The organism is Catenulispora sp. MAP12-49 (genome assembly GCF_041262705.1).
Classification (GTDB): Bacteria; Actinomycetota; Actinomycetes; order Streptomycetales; family Catenulisporaceae; genus Catenulispora.
The window spans coordinates 209199-227731 of the sequence record NZ_JBGCCP010000014.1; the positions used below are offsets into that span (position 1 = coordinate 209199).

An 18533-nucleotide genomic window follows, 5' to 3' on the forward strand; every position below is an offset into this window, starting at 1 on the left:
GTGAGTCAGACTCAACTTACTTCTTGTAGGGAGCCACAGCGAATGAGTGAGAACATGACCGGCGCGACCAAGGCCTTCCCGGTTATCCCGCTGGACGACGCCGTCGTCCTGCCGGGCATGGTCGTGCCGCTGGATTTGTCGGATTCCGAGACCCGTGCGGCCGTCGACGCCGCCGCCAACGGCCCCACGCGCGGGGGCAAGTCGCAGGTGCTGCTCGTACCGCGGCTGGACGGCACCTACGCCAAGTCCGGCGTGGTGGGCATCATTGAGCAGACCGGGCGGATGGCCGGGTCCGGGCGCATGGTCGCCGTGGTGCGCGGTACCAACCGGGCCACCATCGGCGTCGGGACCACCGGTCCCGGTGCGGCCCTGTGGGTCGAGGCGATCGTGCTGGAGGAGCCGCCGATCACCTCCCGGACCCGCGAGCTGGCCAAGGAGTACAAGGACCTGGCCATCGACATCCTGCAGCACCGCGAGGCCTTCCAGGTCGTCGACATGGTGCAGCAGATCTCCGACCCCTCGCAGCTGGCCGACTCCGCCGGCTACGCGCCGTACCTGAAGGCCGTGCAGAAGGTCGAGCTGCTGGAGACGCTCAGCGTCGACGAGCGGCTGGAGAAGCTGCTGACCTGGGGTCGCGAGCACCTGGTGGAGCTGGACGTCAGCGAGACCATCCGCAAGGACGTCGAGGACGGCCTGGAGAAGCAGCAGCGTGAGTTTCTGCTTCGCCGCCAGCTCTCCGCGATCCGCAAGGAGCTGGCCGAGCTCGACGGCAAGGAGGCCTCCGAGGAGGAGGACTACCGGTCCCGCGTCGAGACCGCTGACCTTCCCGACAAGGTCCGCGAGGCGGCGCTGAAGGAAGTGGACAAGCTGGAGCGCTCCGGGGATCAGAACCCCGAGGCCGGCTGGATCCGCACCTGGCTGGACACCGTCCTGGAGATGCCCTGGAGCGAGCGCTCCGAGGACTCCTACGACATCGCCGGCGCCCGCGCCGTCCTGGACGCCGACCACGCCGGCCTGGACGACGTCAAGGAGCGCATCGTCGAGTACCTGGCCGTGCGAAAGAGGCGGCAGGACAAGGGTCTGGAGCTGGTCGGCGGACGTCGCTCCGGCGCGGTGCTGGCCCTGGTCGGCCCGCCCGGCGTCGGCAAGACCAGCCTCGGGGAGTCCGTGGCGCGCGCCATGGGCCGCAAGTTCGTCCGCGTCGCCCTGGGCGGCGTGCGCGACGAGGCGGAGATCCGCGGTCACCGGCGTACCTACGTCGGCGCGCTGCCGGGCCGGATCGTCAGGGCTATTAAGGACGCCGGCACCATGAACCCGGTCGTGCTGCTCGACGAGATCGACAAGGTCGGCGCCGACTACCGCGGCGACCCGACGGCGGCCCTGCTGGAGGTCCTGGACCCGGCGCAGAACCACACGTTCCGCGACCACTACCTGGAGGTCGAGCTCGACCTGTCCGACGTGGTGTTCCTGGCCACGGCCAACGTCCTGGAGTCCATCCCCGGCCCGCTGCTGGACCGCATGGAGCTGGTGCGCCTGGACGGCTACACCGAGGACGAGAAGGTCCTGATCGCCCGTGACCACCTGCTGCCGCGCCAGATCGACCGCGCCGGGCTGTCCGCCGACGAGGTGGAGTTCGACGACGAGGCGCTGCGGCTGCTGGCCCAGCAGTACACGCGGGAGGCCGGTGTGCGCGACTTGGAGCGCGCCATCTCCCGGGTGCTGAGGAAGGTCGCTGCGAAGACGGCTCTGGCCGACTCCGAAGCCGCCGCGCTGAGCTTGATTGGAGAACCAGGCACGGCGCCGGTTCTGGATCAGGACGCTGAGGACGCTTCCACCGACGCACCGGCTTCGGCCGAGGCCGAGGTGACAGCCGCCGAGGTCGCTCCGGAGAGTCCGAAGGGCCCGAAGGGTTCGAAGGCCAAGCTCACCATCACGGTCGAGAACCTGAAGGACTACCTGGGCCGTCCCCGCCACACCCCCGAGACCGCCGACCGCCTGGCCGTGCCGGGCGTGGCGACGGGCCTGGCGGTGACCGGAGCGGGCGGCGAGGTCCTGTTCGTCGAGGCCTCCCTGTCCGACCCGGAGACCGGCGGCACCGGCGTGACCCTGACCGGCCAGCTGGGCGACGTGATGAAGGAGTCGGCGCAGATCGCGCTGAGCTACCTGCGCTCGCACGGCGCCGAGCTGGAGCTGCCGGTGGCCGACCTCAGCAAGCGCGCGGTGCACGTCCACGTGCCGGCCGGGGCCCAGCCCAAGGACGGCCCGAGCGCCGGCGTCACGATGACCACCGCGCTGGCCTCGCTGCTGAGCGGCCGGCTGGTCCGCAAGGACGTGGCCATGACCGGTGAGGTGTCCCTGACCGGCCGGGTCCTGCCGATCGGCGGCGTGAAGCAGAAGCTGCTGGCCGCGCACCAGGCCGGTGCCACGACCGTCCTGCTGCCCAAGCGCAACGGCCCCGACCTGGACGACGTCCCGGCCGAGGTCCTGGACAAGCTGACCGTGCACCTGGTCGGCGACGTGCGCGAGGTCCTGGACCTCGCCCTGGAGCCCGCGGAGCGCCCTGTCGCTGTGGCTGCCGTCTAGGCGATTCCGCGAGTGAAACCGAAGCCCTGGACCGATCCCCTCCGGTCCAGGGCTTCGGCCATGCCTAGACATGCCTAGACATGCCTAGACATGCCTAGCCCGGCCGTACGGCCGGTTCCAGCAGCGACAGCGTCCGCCGCCGGGCGTCGAGGCCGACACGAACCCCGACCGGCATCGGCAGATTCGGCCCGGCATGCCCGACCTCGACGTTTCCCAGCACCGGGATGTCACGGTCGCCGAGCACGTCCAGGACGATCTCCCGCAGCGTCGGCGATTCCCCCGGCCCGAGGCCGGCGATGTCCCGCGGAACACCCACGACCATGCCCGCGATCCGATCCAGGATGCCGGCGTGCCGCAGCACTTGCAGGTAGCTCCACACGTACGAGGCCTGGCCGCCCAACTCCTCCCAGAACAGCACGGCCCCGTCGAACGCTTCGAGCGGCAGCGCGTAACCCGTCGCCTGCACCAGCGCGACGCGATTGATCACGCCACCGACCAACCGGCCCTCGACCCGCCCGGTGCGATTGGCACGACCGGCACGCCAGCACTCCCACGTCGGCCCCGCAGGCAGCGCACCGATCGCCTCGCCACTGGTCAGCAGCTCGAAGTAGAGCCTTTCCAGCTCGGCTCGCCGGGCCGCGGTCGCGGACTGCCAGTGCCCGCCGAAGCCCGGCACGGCCATGTCGGCGTGGAACCCGACCAGACCAGTGCGCGCATACAAGGCCAGATGCAGCAACGAGATGTCGCTGTAGCCGAGGATCGGCTTGGGATCGGCCCGGATCGCCTCGACGTCGATCAGATCGAGATAGCCGAACACCGTCTGCCCGCCGTCGCTGGCGACGATCGCGCGCACCTCCGGGTCACGCAGCAGGCCATTGAGCTCCCCGGCGATCTCCGCCGGACCGGCAGCGCTCCACCAACGGCTCCGGCCGACCTCCAGCAGCGGGGCCCGGCGTACACGGAACCCCATGCGTTCGAGCACGACCACGGTCTGCTCGACATTGGGCTCATACTCGGCCGGCAGCGGCCCCGACAACGCCGCGATGACCACGAGGTCCCCAGGCTTCAGAGCACGCGGTCGAAGCACAGGGGGCAATGCGGTAGCAGTCATCGTGTCAGTCTCCCCGCCGTACCCGGCGTAGGTCACCTGACTTTGTCTGGTTCTCCCACCAGGGCTACATCCTGAGCTACACACGGGGCGAAATAGCTAGGCCGGCGCTGGGAAACCCTGCACGGCCAGGCCCGAACAGCCGCGCGTCGCGAGCCGCTCGCTTCGACCCCGATCGCTCAAATCTCCGGCACGCCCAGCATGCGGTCGAGCAGCGTGGCCAGCCGGCGGACCTCGCCCGCCGTCAGGGCGCCGGTGAGCGGCGTGAGCGCCTCGGCGACCTCGGCGGCGCCGATCGCGGCGAGCTCCGTCCCCTGTGCCGTCAGCCGCACGTCCACGGCGCGGCCGTCCAGCGGGTTGGGCGAGCGCTCGAGCAGGCCGCGCTTGACGGCCCGGTCGACCAGGCCTGAGACGCTCGACTTGTCCAGCCCCAGGTAGCGCGCCAAGTCGGTCACCCGCACGCGCCGGTCCCGCAGGATCCCGAGCGTGCGCAGCTGGGTGAGCGACAGATCGTGCTCGGCGCCGACCCGGCTGAGCACCGACATCATCGCGAAGGAGATGCGCACCAGGGCTTCTTGCAGTTCCTCGTTCTCGGAGGTCTCGGAGTCCTCAGAGGTCCCGGAGGCCGCTTCGGTGGTCGCCATGCCCGCCAGCCTACTTGATTTAGTTTGTATTAGCCACTACTTTAGGTGGTATTACAAACCATCAGGAGGTTCCGCCATGAAGGCCGCCGTCGTCACCACATTCGACTCCGTCCCCCGCTACCAGGACTTTCCCACCCCCGTCGCAGCCGGCGAGCACGAGCTGCCGGTCGAGGTGGTCGCCGCCGGACTGCATCCGCGGGTGCGCTCCCAGGCGAACGGCTCGCACTACACCAGCACCGGCGAGCTCCCGCTCGTACCCGGCGTGGACGGCGTCGGATGCGGTCCCGACGGGCAGCTGCGCTACTTCCTGCTGCCGGAAACCGCGGTCGGCTCGATGGCCGAGACCACCGTCATCGACACCCGCCGCAGCGTCGTGCTGCCGGAAGGCGCCGACCCCGTCGCGGTCGCGGCGGGCATGAACCCGGCGATGTCCTCCTGGGTCGCCCTGCGCCGGCGCATCGAGTTCCAGGCCGGCCAGGACGTGCTGATCCTCGGCGCCACCGGCAGCTCCGGGCGGATGGCCGTGCGCATCGCGAAGCTCTGCGGCGCGAACCGGGTCGTGGCCGCCGGCCGGGACCCGCGGGCCCTGGCCGAGCTGCCCGCGCTCGGCGCCACCGAGACCGTGCAGTTGGGGACCGAGCAGACCGCCGAGCAGCTCGCCAAGGCCGCCTCGGACGCGGACGTCGTCATCGACTACGTCTGGGGCCAGCCCGCCGTCGACGCGCTCGTCGCCCTGGTGACCCGCCGCGAAGACCCCTGCAAGCCGCTGACCTGGATCGAGATCGGCTCGATGGCCGGACCCACCGCCGCCATCCCGTCAGCGGCGCTGCGCGCGGTCCGGCTCCAGTTCGTCGGCAGCGGCCAGGGATCCATCGGTCCGCGCGAATACCTCGCGGAACTGCCGGCGTTGGCCAAGGAGCTAACCTCCGGCGGCCTGCCCGTCGAGGCCCGGACCGTCCCGCTGGCGAAGGTCGAACAGGCCTGGGCCGAGCAGTCCTCGCAGCGGATCGTGTTCGTGCCCTGAGAATGGCGCGTGTGGCCCCGGAAACGCCGGGGCCGCCGCGAGGAATCCCCACGGCGGCCCCAGCTCTGAGCTGCTGTCGACTAGCTCAGCGTCCACTGCTGAAGCGCCGACCCGGTGTCCGTCTCCTGCGTCACCAGCGCACCGGCGCTCGACGAGGCCGCGGTCATCAGCAGACCCGTGTGGTTGTTCTTCAACGTCCACAACCCCGACGGCAGCTGTGTCGCACTCCAGCGCTGGTTCACCGCACCGGTGCACGACCACTGGATCACCGCGGTGCCCGGCGCCGTGCTGCCGCCGTTGTCGTCCGCGCACATCCCCGAGTCGCCGTTCGTCAGGGTGTAGCTGCCGTCCGACTGCCGCGCGAAGGTCCACTGGCTTGTGGCACCGCTCGCGGCGCCGGCCACCAGCTGGTCGCCGCCGTTCTTCGAACCGTTCGGTGTCTGCAGCGCCTGCCCGGCCACCGTCAGCGTGTGCACGCCCGACAGGTCCACCGGCTTGGGGCTCACCGCGTAGGTGAACGTGGTGCTCGCCGAGGCGTGCCCGGAGGAGGCGGTCACCGTAACTGGGGAACTCCCCGCTTTGGTCGGCGTGCCGCTGATCAGGCCGCTGGCGGCGTCGATCGACACTCCCGCGGGCAGGCCGGTCGCCGAGTAGCTCAGCGCCTTGCCCTTGGAGTCGCTGCCGGTGACCTGCACGCTCACCGGGGTACCGACCACGCCGCTCTGGCTCCCCGGTGTTACGACGTGTACCACCTCCGGACCCTGCGCCGGATGTGCGGGCGTGAACGACAGCGTCTGCTCCGAGGGCTGCCGGCCGCCGCCGACCGTGCTGCCGGAGGTGTCGGTCCACGACCGCACCGGCGTGGTCTCCGCCGACCGCGAGGAGTCCCACGCCATGCCGAGGGCCAGCCCGCTGTCCCGGTTCACCAGGCGGTACGACCCCGGCGAGGACGTGTCCGGCACCGCGAACCACTCCTGGCCCACGCTCGGGCCGGACGCGCCGATCGGGGTCGCCGACGGCGCCGTGCCCCAGGCCCGCGAAGCCGTCTTCGAGGAGTCCACCCCGAGGGCGTCGCCGGTCACCGCGTTCACCACGGTGTACGAGCCGTCACCGGTCGGCGAGATGCTCCACGCCGCCTGCGCCCAGCCGTAGTACGCGTCCAGCGACGTCACCTGCGAGCTGCCCGCGCTCTGCGCCAGTACCCGGCCGTTCCCGCTGTTGACGACCACGTTCTGTCCCCGTGCCACCACCGGCTTGGCCGGGGCCGAGGAACCGATCGTGACGTCCGCGTACTCGCCGTCGGACGTGGCACACGCGATCGAGCAGTAGGAGCGGAAGGTCTTGCCGACGATCGTCGGGCTCCACTTGTTCGCCGTGTCCGCGAACCACCGGTACCAGGACCCCGACACGTAGCTGCCCGAGTCGCCGATCAGGTGCCACTTCTGCGTCGCCAGGTTGTCCGTGGCGTAGAACTGCTGCGGCTCCTTGCCGGTCTGCCCGACCGTCTCCGGCTCACCGATGTACAGCCCGAGGTAGGCGTCGTAGGTGATGTTCATGATGAACAGCGGCGACTTGGTCGGCAGCTTGCCCGCGGCCATCTGCTGGTCGGCGGTCCCGGTGGTGGCCGGGTTGTAGTCGTGCGCCGGGTCGGTGTAGCCGTTCGGGTTCGCGGCGTCCACCGGCTCCATGTTGCTCTCCAGCCCGCCGATACCGGGCTGCGACCAGCTGCCGTTGTACCACTTCTGCCAGGTCCCGGCGGCCATCTTGCCGCTGATCGGAGCCCGGGCGACGTGCGCCAGGCCGCCGTTCTGCGTGCCCTTGGTCCCCGGCTTGTTGACGATGCGGGAGCCGTAGAACACGTAGAAGTAGCCGGACGCCGGGTCCACGAACAGGCGCTGGTCGCCGTCGCCGTAGTCGTACGTCTGGTTCGGGAAGGCCGTGGTGTCGTTGCGGGTCGTGCTGTACGGCGAGGTGATCGCGTGCCCGAGGATCGACCAGGTCTTGCCCTTGTCGTGCGAGACCGCGTAGTCGATGGCGTCGTAGTGCAGGCCGTCGCCGAAGGGCTGCGGCGTGAACTCGTTGTGGACCAGGCCGTACCAGTCGCCGGAGTCGGGGTCGACCCAGGTGCCGGACAGGTCGCAGTAGTTGCGCTGCGAGTAGTAGCCGGTGCCGTTGTTCATGTACGTCGACTCCAGCCCGGTCGGGCTGTTGTTGCAGCGCCAGGTGGTGTCGTTGTTGGCGTCCTGGGAGTTCGCCGGGTTCACGGCGTTGCTCAGGCTGGTGTCCAGCGTGGCGTCGTCGAAGTCCGTCCCGCTGTAGAACTCCCAGGCACGCGGGTCGGTCTTGGCGTACAGCGAGTACGACTCCTGGAAGTGGAACGAGCCGTCGGTGTCGAGGTAGGCCGACGCCGGGGTGTCGTCCGGGTAGGCGAAGCTGTTCACCGCGCCGATGGTGATCTGGTAAGCGGGGTTCGCGCCGGCTGCTGCGGACGCGGCCGACGCCTGGCCCGAAGGCAGCAGCGCCAGGGTCGCGACCGCCGCGACGGCGGTGGTCACGGCGAGAAATCTGCGCGGGTGGGGCCCAGTTTTGCGCGGGTGGTGCACATTGCGCGGGTGTCGCACAGGTACTCCGTTCAGCTCTGAACGTTCATCCGGTGGTACCTGACGGTTATCTCGCAAGAACGAGCAGACAGTCGAGCATTCTCAAGCAGAATCCAAGCCGCCTTGAGAAAAGTGCAGGCGCCCGGATCGGCATGGATCCGAGCGCCCGCACGGCTTTTCAGCTCTGTGTCCACCTCCCGGCGGAGATCAGGAGATCGTCCACTGCTGGAGTGCCGAGCCGGTGTTCGTCTGCTGCGTCACCAGCGCCCCGTTCGACGTCGAGGCCGTGGTCAGCAGCAGGCCGCTGTTCACGTTCGTCAGCGTGTACGCACCGCCGGCCAGCCGGGTCGCCGTCCAGTGCTGGTTGCCGTTGCCGGTGCAGGTCCACTGGATCACCGAGGTGCCCGGGGTCGTGAACCCGCCGTTGTCGTCCATGCACAGCTGCGACTGCTGGTTCTGGATCTGGTACGAGCCGTCCGACTGCTGCGTGAAGACCCAGTTCTGGTTCGACCCGCCGTTCGGCGACCAGGTGACCAGCTGCGTGCCGGCGGTCGTGGAGTGGTTCGGATCGTCCAGTGCCTGTCCCGAGGCGACCAGCGTGTGCGTCCCGGTCAGGTTCGCCGCCGCCGGGCTCACGGTCCAGGTGAACGTCGTCGAACCGCTCGCGGTCCCCGACGAGGCGGTCACCGTCACGTTCGAGGAACCGGTGGCGGTCGGCGTGCCGGAGATCAGGCCCGAGGAGCTGATCGACAGTCCGGCCGGCAGCCCGGTCGCGGAGTACGTCAGGGCGTTGTTCTCGCTGTCCGAGGCGGTGATCTGCAGCGAGGCCGCGGTGCTCACGGTCGTGGTCTGCGTCCCGGGGTTCGCCACGGTCACCGTCTCGGCACCGGAGGACGTCGCCGGCGTGAACGTCAGCGTCTGCTCCGCCGCGGTCCGGCCGCCGCCGACGCTGCTGCCCGAGGTGTCGGTCCAGGCGCGCGTCGGCGTCGTCTCCGCCGGCCGCGAGGTGTTCGACGACAGCGCCAGCACCAGGCCGCTGTACCTGTTGACCAGCTTGTAGCTGCCGCTCGCGCCGGTGACCGGCACGATCCACCACTGCTGCCCCACGCTGCCGGTCCCGCCGGACAGCGCCGTCGCGGTCGGGGCGGTGCCCCAGGCGCGGCTGGACGTCGCCGAGGAGTCGACCCCGAGCGCCTGGCCGGTGGAGGAGTTGGTGATGCGGTAGGAGCCGTCGCCGTTCGCGGTGAACTTCCACGCCTCCAGCGCCGAGCCGGTCGCCGCGGCGTCGGACGTGGTCGCCGAGCCGCCGGAGACCTGAGCCAGCACGCGGCCCGCCGAGGTGCCGATGGTGTAGGTCTTGGTGGTGTCCACCGGCGGCTGCGCCGGGGCGGTGGAGTCGATCGTCTCGTTGGTGTACAGCGAGCCGGCGTTGTTCACGCAGGCCACCGAGCAGTACGCGCGGAACGACTTGCCCACGATGGTCGGGTTCCACTTGTCGCCGCTGTCGGCGAACCACCGGTACCAGGACCCCTGGGTGTAGGACGATCCGGAGTCGCCGGCGAAGTACCACTTCTGCGTCGACAGGTCGTCGGTGACGTAGTACTGCTGCGGCATGGTGCCGGAGACGACTTCAGGAGTGCCGATGTACAGGCCGAGGTAGGCGTCGTAGGTGATGTTCATGATGAACAGCGGCGACTTCGAGGGCAGCTTGCCCGCGGCCACCTGCTGGTCCACGGTCCCGGTGTTGGCCGGGTTGTAGTCGCCTGCCACCGGCGTGTACCCGTTGGGGTTCGAGGAGTCGACCGGCTCCATGTTGCTCTCCAGGCCGCCCACGCCCGGCTGCGACCAGCTGCCGTTGTACCACTTCTGCCAGGTCCCGGTCGCCATCTTGCCGCTGATCGGAGCCCGGGCGACGTGCGCCAGGCCGCCGGTGCTGCCGCCGACGCCGCCCTTGGGGACGACGCGCGAGCCGTAGTAGACGTAGAAGTAGCCCGAAGCCGTGTCCACGTACAGCCGCTGGTCGCCGTCGCCGTAGTAGTACGTCTGGTTCGGGAACGCGGTCGTGTCGTTGCGGGTCGTGCTGTACGGCGAGGTGATCGCGTGGCCCGTGATCTTCCAGGTCATGCCCCGGTCGGTGGACACGGCGTAGTCGATGGCGTCGTAGTGCAGGCCGTCGCCGAAGGGCTGCGGCGTGAACTCGTTGTGCACCAGGCCGATCCAGTTCCCGGTGTCGGGGTCCACCCAGGTGCCGATCAGGTCGCAGAAGTTCGGCTGGGTGTAGCCCGAGCCGGACCCGGCGCTGGTCGAGGACAAGCCGGTCGGGCTGTTGTCGCAGCGCCAGGTGGTGTTGTTGTTCGCGTCCTGGGAGTTGGCCGGGTTGACCGAGTTGCTGATCGTGGAGTTCAGGCTGGAGCTGTCGAAGTCGCTGCCGGAGTAGAACTGCCAGACCCGGCTGTCGGTCGAGCCGTAGCCCGAGTACGACTCCTGGAAGTAGAACGTGCCGTCCCGGTCGACGAACGCGCCGGCGGGGGAGTCCGACTGCGCGGAGAACGTTCCGTTCGAACCGATCGAGACGGTGTAGGTGGCACTGGGGGGCGTGGCCGAGGCGCTGCCGGGCGCCAGCATGCCGACGCAGGCCAGCGCGCCGCCGGCGAGGGTGGCCAGGAGGGTTTTGCGGAGTCTCACAGGTACTCCTCTCAAGGGGTGGGGATGCCCGAGAGTTATCTCTCGAATGCGGGCGGCCAGTCGAGCGTTTCCAAGCAGAATCCAAGGTGGACGCGAGAAAAACACAGCGGGTTATGTAAGGTCTGGAGCATGGTTTCGGAACTGACGCTGCGGTCGGCCCGGGCCGACGAGGCCGAGGTGCTCACCGAGCTCGTCATGCGCTCGAAAGCCCATTGGGGCTATAGCGATGAGTTCATGGAGCGCTGCCGCGCGGAGCTCGCGATCCACGCCGAGCAGATGGCTCCTTCGCGCATGACGGTCGCCGAAGTCGAAGGGCGCGCCGTGGCCGTCGCGACGTTGGAGGGCGAGCCGCCGGAGGCCGAGCTGGGGAGCCTGTTCGTCGATCCGGACATGATCGGCAAGGGCGTGGGGCGCCGGTTGCTCCAGCACATGGTGGAAATGGCGCGCGGCATCGGGGCCCGCACCATGGTTCTGGATGCGGACCCCAATGCCGAGCCGTTCTACGAGGCGATGGGTTTCGTTCGCGCGGGAGTCGTGCCCTCGGGCTCGATCCCCGGGCGGACGCTGAACCGGTACGCCTTGGACCTCTGACGAGTAGCTGGACGAGTGGCTGGACGCGTGGCTAGTTGATCGACCAGTGCTGCAGGGCGCTGTTGCTGTCGTTCTGCTGCGTCACCAGCGCGTTGTTCGCCGTGGAAGCCGTGGTCAGCAGCAGGTTGCTGTTCGCCGAGGCGAGCGTGTACCCGCCGCCGGCCAGCGCCGTCACGTTCCAGTGCTGGTTCGCGGTCCCGCCGCACGTCCACTGGATCACCGCCGCCCCGGCCGCCGTGGAGCTGCCGGTGACGTCCAGGCACAGCCCGGACGCGCCGTTGGTGAGCTGGTAGGAGCCGTCGGCCTGCTCGGTGAAGGTCCACTGCTGGTTGGTGCCGCCGTGCAGGCCCCAGGTGATGAGCTGGGTGCCGGTCGCGGTGGAGCTGCCGGGGTCGTCCAGGGCCTGGCCGCCGGTGGTGACCGTGTGGGTGCCGCGGACCTGGCTGTTGGCGTCGTCGAAGGCCTCGAACTCCCACAGCGAGTAGCCGTACTGCGTGCCCCGGGCCGTGCCGTACATCCGGATGTAGCGCCCGGTGGCGTTCGGGAACGTCAGCGTCTCGGTGCCTCCGGTGCCGTTCGTGCGGGTGGAGACGGTCGTCCAGGTCGTACCGTCGTTGGACAGCTGGATCTGGTAGTTCTTGCCGTACGCGGCCTCCCAGGCCAGCACCACGCGGTTCACCGTCTGCACCGAGCCGAGGTCCACCTGCAGCCACGTCGGGTCGACGTACTGGCTGGACCAGCGGGTGCTCAGGTCGGCGTCGGTGGCGTCCGCGGCGGGGAAGTTGGGCGTCTCGATGCTGGAGGCCGTGGTCGGCTTGCCCTGCGCCAGGTCGCCGGCGATGGACGGCTTCGGGTAGAGCGGGTTGCGGCCGATGGCGTCCATGATCGGGACGAACGCGGCGTACGTGGAGACCAGCTTGGGGCTGTTCCACGTCATCTGCGCCAGGTCGCGCATCGGGTACTTGATCCCGTCGGCGGTCTGGTCCTCGGTCTCGGCGCCCGGGTTGTCACACCAGACGTGGATCAGGGACCCGAGGTTGGCCGCGTCGTTGGAGATCGTGGTCGAACCGTCGAACAAGTCCGGGTTCCAGGACTGGTACATCCACGTCGTGTCCGGCTTGGCCCCGCCGTAGACGTAGTACGTCGGGGTGTAGGCCTCGTTGGCGATGGTGTGCCCGGCGTCGAGGACCTGTTGCGGGGACAGGCCCGTGTTGCTCCAGTACTCCACGATGACGTCCGGGTTGACGGTGATCGTGCCGTCGCCGGACTTCAGCCCGTCGTTCCACATCCGCATCGTCTTGCCGCCGGCCCGCACGATCCCGTCGGCCCAGTTCACGAAGCCGTAGAAGGTGTCCTTCGCGGTGGCGTTGGCGCCGTAGTTCTGCTGGGCGTAGGTGAGCAGCTGCGGGTAGGAGCTGTAGTTGGTGACGTACTCGTCGGCCCCAAGGTGCCAGTACGGGCTGTTCGTGAACAGCGGCTCGTATTCGGTGATCAGATCGCTGATCAGCTGCCGGGCGCCGGGGATGGTCAGGTCGATGTAGCTGGAGCTGGCGTTGCCCGAGCTGTCCTTGAGCCGGTAGTCGTGGCCGATGCCCAGTTCCGCGGACAGGATCGCGTCCATGTGCCCCGGCATGTCGATCTCCGGGACCACGGTCACGTGGTACTGCTTGGCCAGCGCGATGATGTTCGCGATGTCCTGCTTGGAGTAGTGCTGCGGCGAGGTGATCTCGGGGTGGGTGGTGCTCTCCAGCCGGAAGCCGTAGGTGTCCGACAAGTGCAGGTGCAGGTAGTTCATCTTCAGGTAGGACATCTCGCGGATCTGGTTCTCCACGAACGCCACGTCGAAGAACCTGCGCCCGGTGTCCAGCATCAGCCCGCGCTCGGACTTGTCCGGGGAGTCTGTGGCGGTGCCGGCCGCGATCGTCGAGCCCTGATGCAGCAGCTGCAACACCGTGCGGGTGCCCCAGAACTCGCCGGTGGTGGTGCTGCCCTGGATGGCGATGCCGGCGCCGACGGTCATCGTGTAGCCCTCGGACGGCTGGCTGCCGCCGAGAGTCAGCGCGACGTCGCCGGGGCCGGCCGTGCCCTGCACCACGCCGACGGTACGGCCCTCCAGCGCGGACAGGTCGGCGGCGAAGGTGTTCGCGTCGCCTAGCAGCTGCGAGGCGTAGGCGGGATTGATGACGACACGGCTGGCCGAGCTCCAGGTGAAGGAGCCCGAACCGGCCGACCAGGTGCGCACGGCGGGGACGGTCTGCGGCGGACCGGAGGCCGCGGCCGCGTGCGCGGTGTGCGGCGACGCGGCCATGGTGACGGGAACGACGGCGGCGATGAGGGCAGCCGCCGGGAGCATTCGGAGGGATCGCATGGACCTGCCCGGTTCACTAGAGGATCACTAGGGGAGCGGTGCGTGGTTTTGAGCGAAAGGTGCGTGGGAGTGCGTGGTCTAGACCGCTGGCGCGCGCTAGTGCGCAGTATTGAGCAGGGATCAGCGGTTGGCAAGCGTCTCCACGAACTCTGACAAGAAGTCGGCGACCGGCTCGGGGTCGGTGAGCACGGCGAGGTGGTCGGCGGCCAGCCGGGACGTGGGCCAGCCCAGGGCCTCCGCGCGGTCGGCCTGCTCCTGGTAGCCCTCGCTGAGCTGGAGATAGAGACACTGTGTCTCCGATGGCAACACAGTGTCCGGCATCGGCTCTTCGAAGTACGCGAGCGCGATCGGATGGAGCTCGGCCAAGAAGGCTTTTCGTTGCTCCGCTTGAGGAATCAGCTCTGGTACGAGCTCCGGTGGGAACCACCGGTTCCACGGCGGGAGCATGCCGTCGACGGCCATCGCGCCCAGGGCCTCGCGGAAGTCCGGCGGGGAGGCGTCGAAGTCGCTCAGGCCGGGGCGGGGGAGTTGGGCGTCGACGAACGCGGCGCCGATCACGCGGCCGCCCAGGGCGTTCGTGAGGGCGTCGGCGATGGCCGGGAGGTAGGCGCCGGCGCCGCTGTGGCCGGCCAGGACGATCTCGCCGCGGTGCTCGTCGTTGGCCGGCACGGTCCGGGCCACCTGGTCGGCGATGCGGCGCGCGTATGGTCCGGGTCCGGCGGCGATGCCGTGCAGGCTCGGCACCATGACGTCGTACCGGCCCCGGCCCTGGCCCTGGCCCCGGCCCCGTAGTAGCTCGGCGACCGGCTGCCAGGTCGCCGGTCCTACCAACGGGCTGTGAACCGCGATCAGAAGTGGCGTGTGTGGCATGGGGTGATTGTCGCCGAGTCGCGCTCGTGAAGATTGCTTCGCTTGTCAGAGCCGCCGCGTAGCCTTTGAACCATGCGCCCTCTGTCCGAACTCACCCGCACCGTCGCCCCGATCGAGGTCGTCAGCGACTACCAGCCCGCCGGCGACCAGCCCGCGGCCATCGCCGAGCTGGCCCGGCGGATCGAGGCCGGGGAGAACGACGTGGTGCTGCTGGGTGCCACCGGTACCGGCAAGTCGGCGACCACCGCCTGGCTGATCGAGAAGCTCCAGCGTCCGACGCTGGTCATGGCGCCCAACAAGACGCTGGCCGCGCAGCTGGCCAACGAGTTCCGCGAGCTGCTGCCGAACAACGCGGTCGAGTACTTCGTCTCCTACTACGACTACTACCAGCCCGAGGCGTACGTCCCGCAGACCGACACCTACATCGAGAAGGACTCCTCGATCAACGAGGAGGTCGAGCGGCTGCGGCACTCCACCACCAACTCGCTGCTGACCCGGCGCGACGTGGTCGTGGTCTCCACCGTGTCCTGCATCTACGGCCTGGGCACGCCGGAGGAGTACCTGAAGAGCTCGGTGCAGCTGCGGGTCGGCGAGGAGCACGACCGGGACAAGATGCTGCGCCGCTTCGTGGACATGCAGTACGCGCGCAACGACCTGGCCTTCACCCGCGGCACCTTCCGGGTCCGCGGCGACACCGTCGAGATCTTCCCGGTCTACGAGGAGCACCCGGTCCGCATCGAGATGTTCGGCGACGAGGTCGAGCGCCTGATGACGCTGCACCCGGTCACCGGCGAGATCATCACCGTCGACGAGGAGCTGCGGGTCTTCCCGGCCACGCACTACGTCGCGGGGTCGGACCGGATGGAGCGGGCGCTGGGCGGGATCGAGATCGAACTCGCCGACCGGCTGGCCGAGCTGGAGAAGCAGGGCAAGCTGCTGGAGGCGCAGCGGCTGCGGATGCGCACCACGTACGACCTGGAGATGATGCGGCAGGTCGGGTTCACTTCCGGCATCGAGAACTACTCGCGGCACATCGACGGCCGTGCGCCCGGCTCGGCGCCGTCCACCCTGATCGACTTCTTCCCCGAGGACTTCCTGCTGGTCATCGACGAGTCGCACGTCACCGTGCCGCAGATCGGCGCGATGCACGAGGGCGACGCCTCCCGCAAGCGCACCCTGGTAGAGCACGGCTTCCGCCTCCCCTCGGCGATCGACAACCGTCCGCTGCGCTGGGAGGAGTTCGAGGAGCGCATCGGCCAGACCGTCTACCTCTCGGCCACCCCGGGCCCGTACGAGCTGGCCAAGCAGGCCGACGAGCCCTCGAAGAACCCGGTCGAGCAGATCATCCGCCCCACCGGCCTGGTCGACCCGCAGGTGGTGCTCAAGCCGACGCACGGCCAGATCGACGACCTGGTCGCCGAGGTCCAGGCCCGCGCGGCCCGCGACGAGCGCTCCCTGGTCACGACGCTGACCAAGAAGATGTCTGAGGACCTGACCGACTACCTGCTCGAGCGCGGCGTTCGCACGCGCTACCTGCACTCCGAGGTCGACACGCTGCGCCGCGTGGAGCTGCTGCGCGAGCTGCGCCTGGGCGAGTACGACGTCCTGGTCGGCATCAACCTGCTGCGCGAGGGCCTGGACCTGCCCGAGGTGTCCCTGGTGGCGATCCTGGACGCGGACAAGGAAGGCTTCCTGCGCAGCGGCCGCTCGCTGATCCAGACCATCGGCCGCGCGGCCCGCAACGTCTCCGGCGAAGTGCACATGTACGCCGACACCATCACGCCCTCGATGCGGCTGGCGATCGACGAGACCAACCGCCGCCGCGAGAAGCAGGTCGCCTACAACGAGGCCAACGGAGTCGACCCGCAGCCGCTGCGCAAGCGCATCGCCGACATCACCGACCTGCTGGCCCGCGAGGACGCCGACACCGCCGAACTGCTCGGCGGCTCGGGCCGGCAGCAGTCGCGCGGCAAGGCCCCCGTCCCGGGCGTCGCCTCGAAGGGCAGCGTGCGGACGCTGGACCTGGCCGGCAAGCCGGCCGAGGAGCTGCTGGGCCTGATCGAGGACCTGTCCCAGCAGATGCACGCCGCCGCCGCGGAGCTCCAGTTCGAGCTCGCGGCACGGTTCCGCGACGAGATCGGGGAGCTGAAGAAGGAGCTGCGGGCCATGCAGGCGGCGATGTAGCCGGGAGCGGCGAGCAGGGGGCTGGCTGGGCCGGCGGGACGGCAGGGCTTGCGGGCGTGCTCGGCGGCTGGTTGGCGCCGCGACTGACGGCGCGGCCGGCCGGCCGCGGCTTGGTCGGCGGGCAGTCGGCTGGCGGCTGGCGGGCGGCTCGGTTACAGCGGCGGTCTGGCGGCGCGGCCGGCAGGCGGCCGGCAGGCGGCCGGCTTGCGGCTTGCGGCTCGCGAACCAGCTCGGCCCGCGCTGCTTGGTGCGTTTCGGTGCTGGTGGGCGGCTCGCGCGGGGCAATAGCGCGGGCCGCTTCTTGCATGGGCCCGGCCGCGTCCGGACATGCGGCTCGGCCGGCGGGCATGGCTGAGCCTGCGGCGGGTACCCGGCGCGTCCAGATGATCGCGACAGCGCATGAGCCGGCGCGGGGATCCCGCCGGTTCCGCGTGTCGGTGATATCCCGGCGTCCCCAGCGGGCATTACTCTGGGAGAGAGGAGCGTGGGTACCGCGATGACCAGGTCCGATCCGCGCCGCATTCGCAGCGGCGACGAGCCCATGCACGCGCGCAGTCCGCTGCGCATGCGGTTGACCATGGCGTTGATCGGGCTGGCCAGTGCTATCGGCGGGGTCGTCTTCTTCCTCACCCAGCACGCGGTCGGCTTCGTCGTCTTCTGTGCGGTCGTCGGGTTGGTCGCGCTGGTCGATGCGATCGTGGTGGCGCGGCACATCCGTCAGGGTCCGCATTGGCAGCCCGGGCGGGACATTCCGCCGTACCGGCCCGTGGAGGAGCCCGGGGACGAGCTCGACCAGCGTTCGCCGCTGTCGCAGCACACGCGCGAGCATGTGTACCTCGCCATGATGGGCACCTGCCTGGTGCTGGTCGTCCTGGCCTGGACCGTCGTGCGCCTGTTCTCGCCGGGGCTCGCGATCGCGATGAGCGTGATCGCGGCGTTCATCCCGCCGTTCGCGGTGATGGTGGCGAACGCGCGGGGGCGGGATTGGTGAGTATGGCGGCGCTCGGGGTGGACGGTGTCCCGGCCCTGGACCCGTTGAGCTATCCCGGCCGTGTCGTCGATCAGCCCGTGTTGCTGTGCGGCTCGCAGGTGCTGCCGATGACCCCCGCAGCCGGGCCGATGGGGGACTGGAGCGTAAACGAGGATGCCGTCAGAGCGCTCGATGAAGTGCTCGCAGAGCTGGCGCAACCACCGGCCGGCAAACGCCATCCGGTGATCGCTGTCGGCTCCAACGGCGCCCCCGGCCAGCTCCGCCACAAGCTGCACCGCCTCGGCCTGCCCGTCGTGGTTCCGATGACGCCGCTGCGCGTCTCAGGGCTCGGCATCGGCGTCTCGGCCCACGTGGGCCTGAACGGCTACGTCGCCAACTCCCCGTTCCTCGACCCCGGCGGCACCGCCGAGGTCGTCCTCACGCTCCTGGACCCCGACCAGTTGCATGCCGTCGATGACACCGAACTACCCCGCTACCGCAGAGTCCTGCTGCCGGCTGCTGACTTCCCGATGGTCCTGCCCTCCGGCGAGCATCTGGACGCCGCCTACCTGTACGTCAACGCGACCGGCGTCCTGGCCGACTCCGACGGGACCCCACGCCGCCCCGGCCCGCAGACCGCGCTGCTCGCCGAGCTGCTGCACAGGTCGCCGCGCCTGCGCGAGCTGTTCGACTCCCCGCAGGACTGGGTCACCAAGGCGCGGGCCGACGCGGATCTGCGGGCCGCGGTCAAGCGGATCTTCCACGACTCCGGCTGGGTCCTTCCGCAGGACGCCTGGCGCCAGAGCACGAGCGACCCCGGCACCCCGGCCGCCTCCTACGCCGAGCTCTCGCCTCTGGCGACCGGCCGCGACCACCCGTAGGCTGCACTCTGCGGTCCCGCCACTG

At 69.8% G+C, this 18533-nt stretch carries 12 protein-coding genes; 6 read left to right on the forward strand and 6 right to left on the reverse strand.

All coding sequences use genetic code 11. The features are described 5' to 3' along the window. The first annotated feature begins 42 nt into the window (after positions 1–42). Positions 43–2583 (forward strand): endopeptidase La, encoded by a 2541-nt coding sequence (gene lon / locus ABIA35_RS25175; protein WP_370344914.1) that lies wholly within the window; start codon positions 43–45, stop codon positions 2581–2583. A 94-nt stretch (positions 2584–2677) separates the two neighbouring features. Here lon and ABIA35_RS25180 read toward each other — a convergent pair whose 3' ends face one another. Both ABIA35_RS25180 and ABIA35_RS25185 read right to left on the reverse strand, forming a co-directional pair. Beyond that, positions 2678–3694, reverse strand: a complete 1017-nt coding sequence (locus tag ABIA35_RS25180; protein ID WP_370344915.1) for an LD-carboxypeptidase — start codon at positions 3692–3694, stop codon at positions 2678–2680. A gap of 176 nt (positions 3695–3870) precedes the next feature. Further along, the gene (locus ABIA35_RS25185) at positions 3871–4335 is read right to left on the reverse strand and encodes a MarR family winged helix-turn-helix transcriptional regulator (protein ID WP_370359522.1); all 465 of its coding nucleotides are present in this window, start codon (positions 4333–4335) and stop codon (positions 3871–3873) included. Between the two features lie 76 nt (positions 4336–4411). Between ABIA35_RS25185 and ABIA35_RS25190 the strand changes: the two genes are divergently transcribed. After that, positions 4412–5359, forward strand: coding sequence for a zinc-binding alcohol dehydrogenase family protein (locus ABIA35_RS25190; RefSeq protein WP_370344917.1), 948 nt, complete (start codon positions 4412–4414; stop codon positions 5357–5359). An 80-nt stretch (positions 5360–5439) separates the two neighbouring features. Here the strand turns inward: ABIA35_RS25190 and ABIA35_RS25195 are convergent, their stop codons facing one another. Together ABIA35_RS25195 and ABIA35_RS25200 are read right to left on the reverse strand one after the other, a co-directional pair. Further along, positions 5440–7914 (reverse strand): RICIN domain-containing protein, encoded by a 2475-nt coding sequence (locus tag ABIA35_RS25195; RefSeq protein ID WP_370344918.1) that lies wholly within the window; start codon positions 7912–7914, stop codon positions 5440–5442. 252 nt (positions 7915–8166) lie between these two features. Next, a complete protein-coding gene (locus tag ABIA35_RS25200; RefSeq protein ID WP_370359541.1) occupies positions 8167–10584 on the reverse strand; it encodes an RICIN domain-containing protein in 2418 nt (805 codons plus the stop codon). 189 nt (positions 10585–10773) lie between these two features. Between ABIA35_RS25200 and ABIA35_RS25205 the strand changes: the two genes are divergently transcribed. Further along, complete coding sequence (locus ABIA35_RS25205) at positions 10774–11235, forward strand: GNAT family N-acetyltransferase (protein WP_370344919.1); 462 nt, start codon at positions 10774–10776, stop codon at positions 11233–11235. Positions 11236–11266: 31 nt separating this feature from the next. Here the strand turns inward: ABIA35_RS25205 and ABIA35_RS25210 are convergent, their stop codons facing one another. Together ABIA35_RS25210 and ABIA35_RS25215 are read right to left on the reverse strand one after the other, a co-directional pair. Then, entirely contained in the window at positions 11267–13603 is a 2337-nt protein-coding gene (locus ABIA35_RS25210) for a family 20 glycosylhydrolase (protein ID WP_370344920.1), read from the reverse strand. A 120-nt stretch (positions 13604–13723) separates the two neighbouring features. Next, on the reverse strand, positions 13724–14473 hold the full coding sequence (locus ABIA35_RS25215) for an alpha/beta fold hydrolase (protein WP_370344921.1): 750 nt from the start codon (positions 14471–14473) through the stop codon (positions 13724–13726). 72 nt (positions 14474–14545) lie between these two features. Between ABIA35_RS25215 and uvrB the strand changes: the two genes are divergently transcribed. The 3 genes from uvrB (at position 14546) to ABIA35_RS25230 (ending at position 18508) form a co-directional block, all read left to right on the forward strand. Then, positions 14546–16657, forward strand: a complete 2112-nt coding sequence (gene uvrB / locus ABIA35_RS25220; protein ID WP_370344922.1) for an excinuclease ABC subunit UvrB — start codon at positions 14546–14548, stop codon at positions 16655–16657. A 496-nt stretch (positions 16658–17153) separates the two neighbouring features. Beyond that, positions 17154–17648: a DUF6343 family protein gene (locus tag ABIA35_RS25225; protein WP_370344923.1), complete on the forward strand. Its 495-nt coding sequence runs from the start codon at positions 17154–17156 to the stop codon at positions 17646–17648. A gap of 2 nt (positions 17649–17650) precedes the next feature. Beyond that, entirely contained in the window at positions 17651–18508 is an 858-nt protein-coding gene (locus tag ABIA35_RS25230) for a hypothetical protein (protein ID WP_370344979.1), read from the forward strand. The last annotated feature ends 25 nt before the right edge of the window (positions 18509–18533 follow it).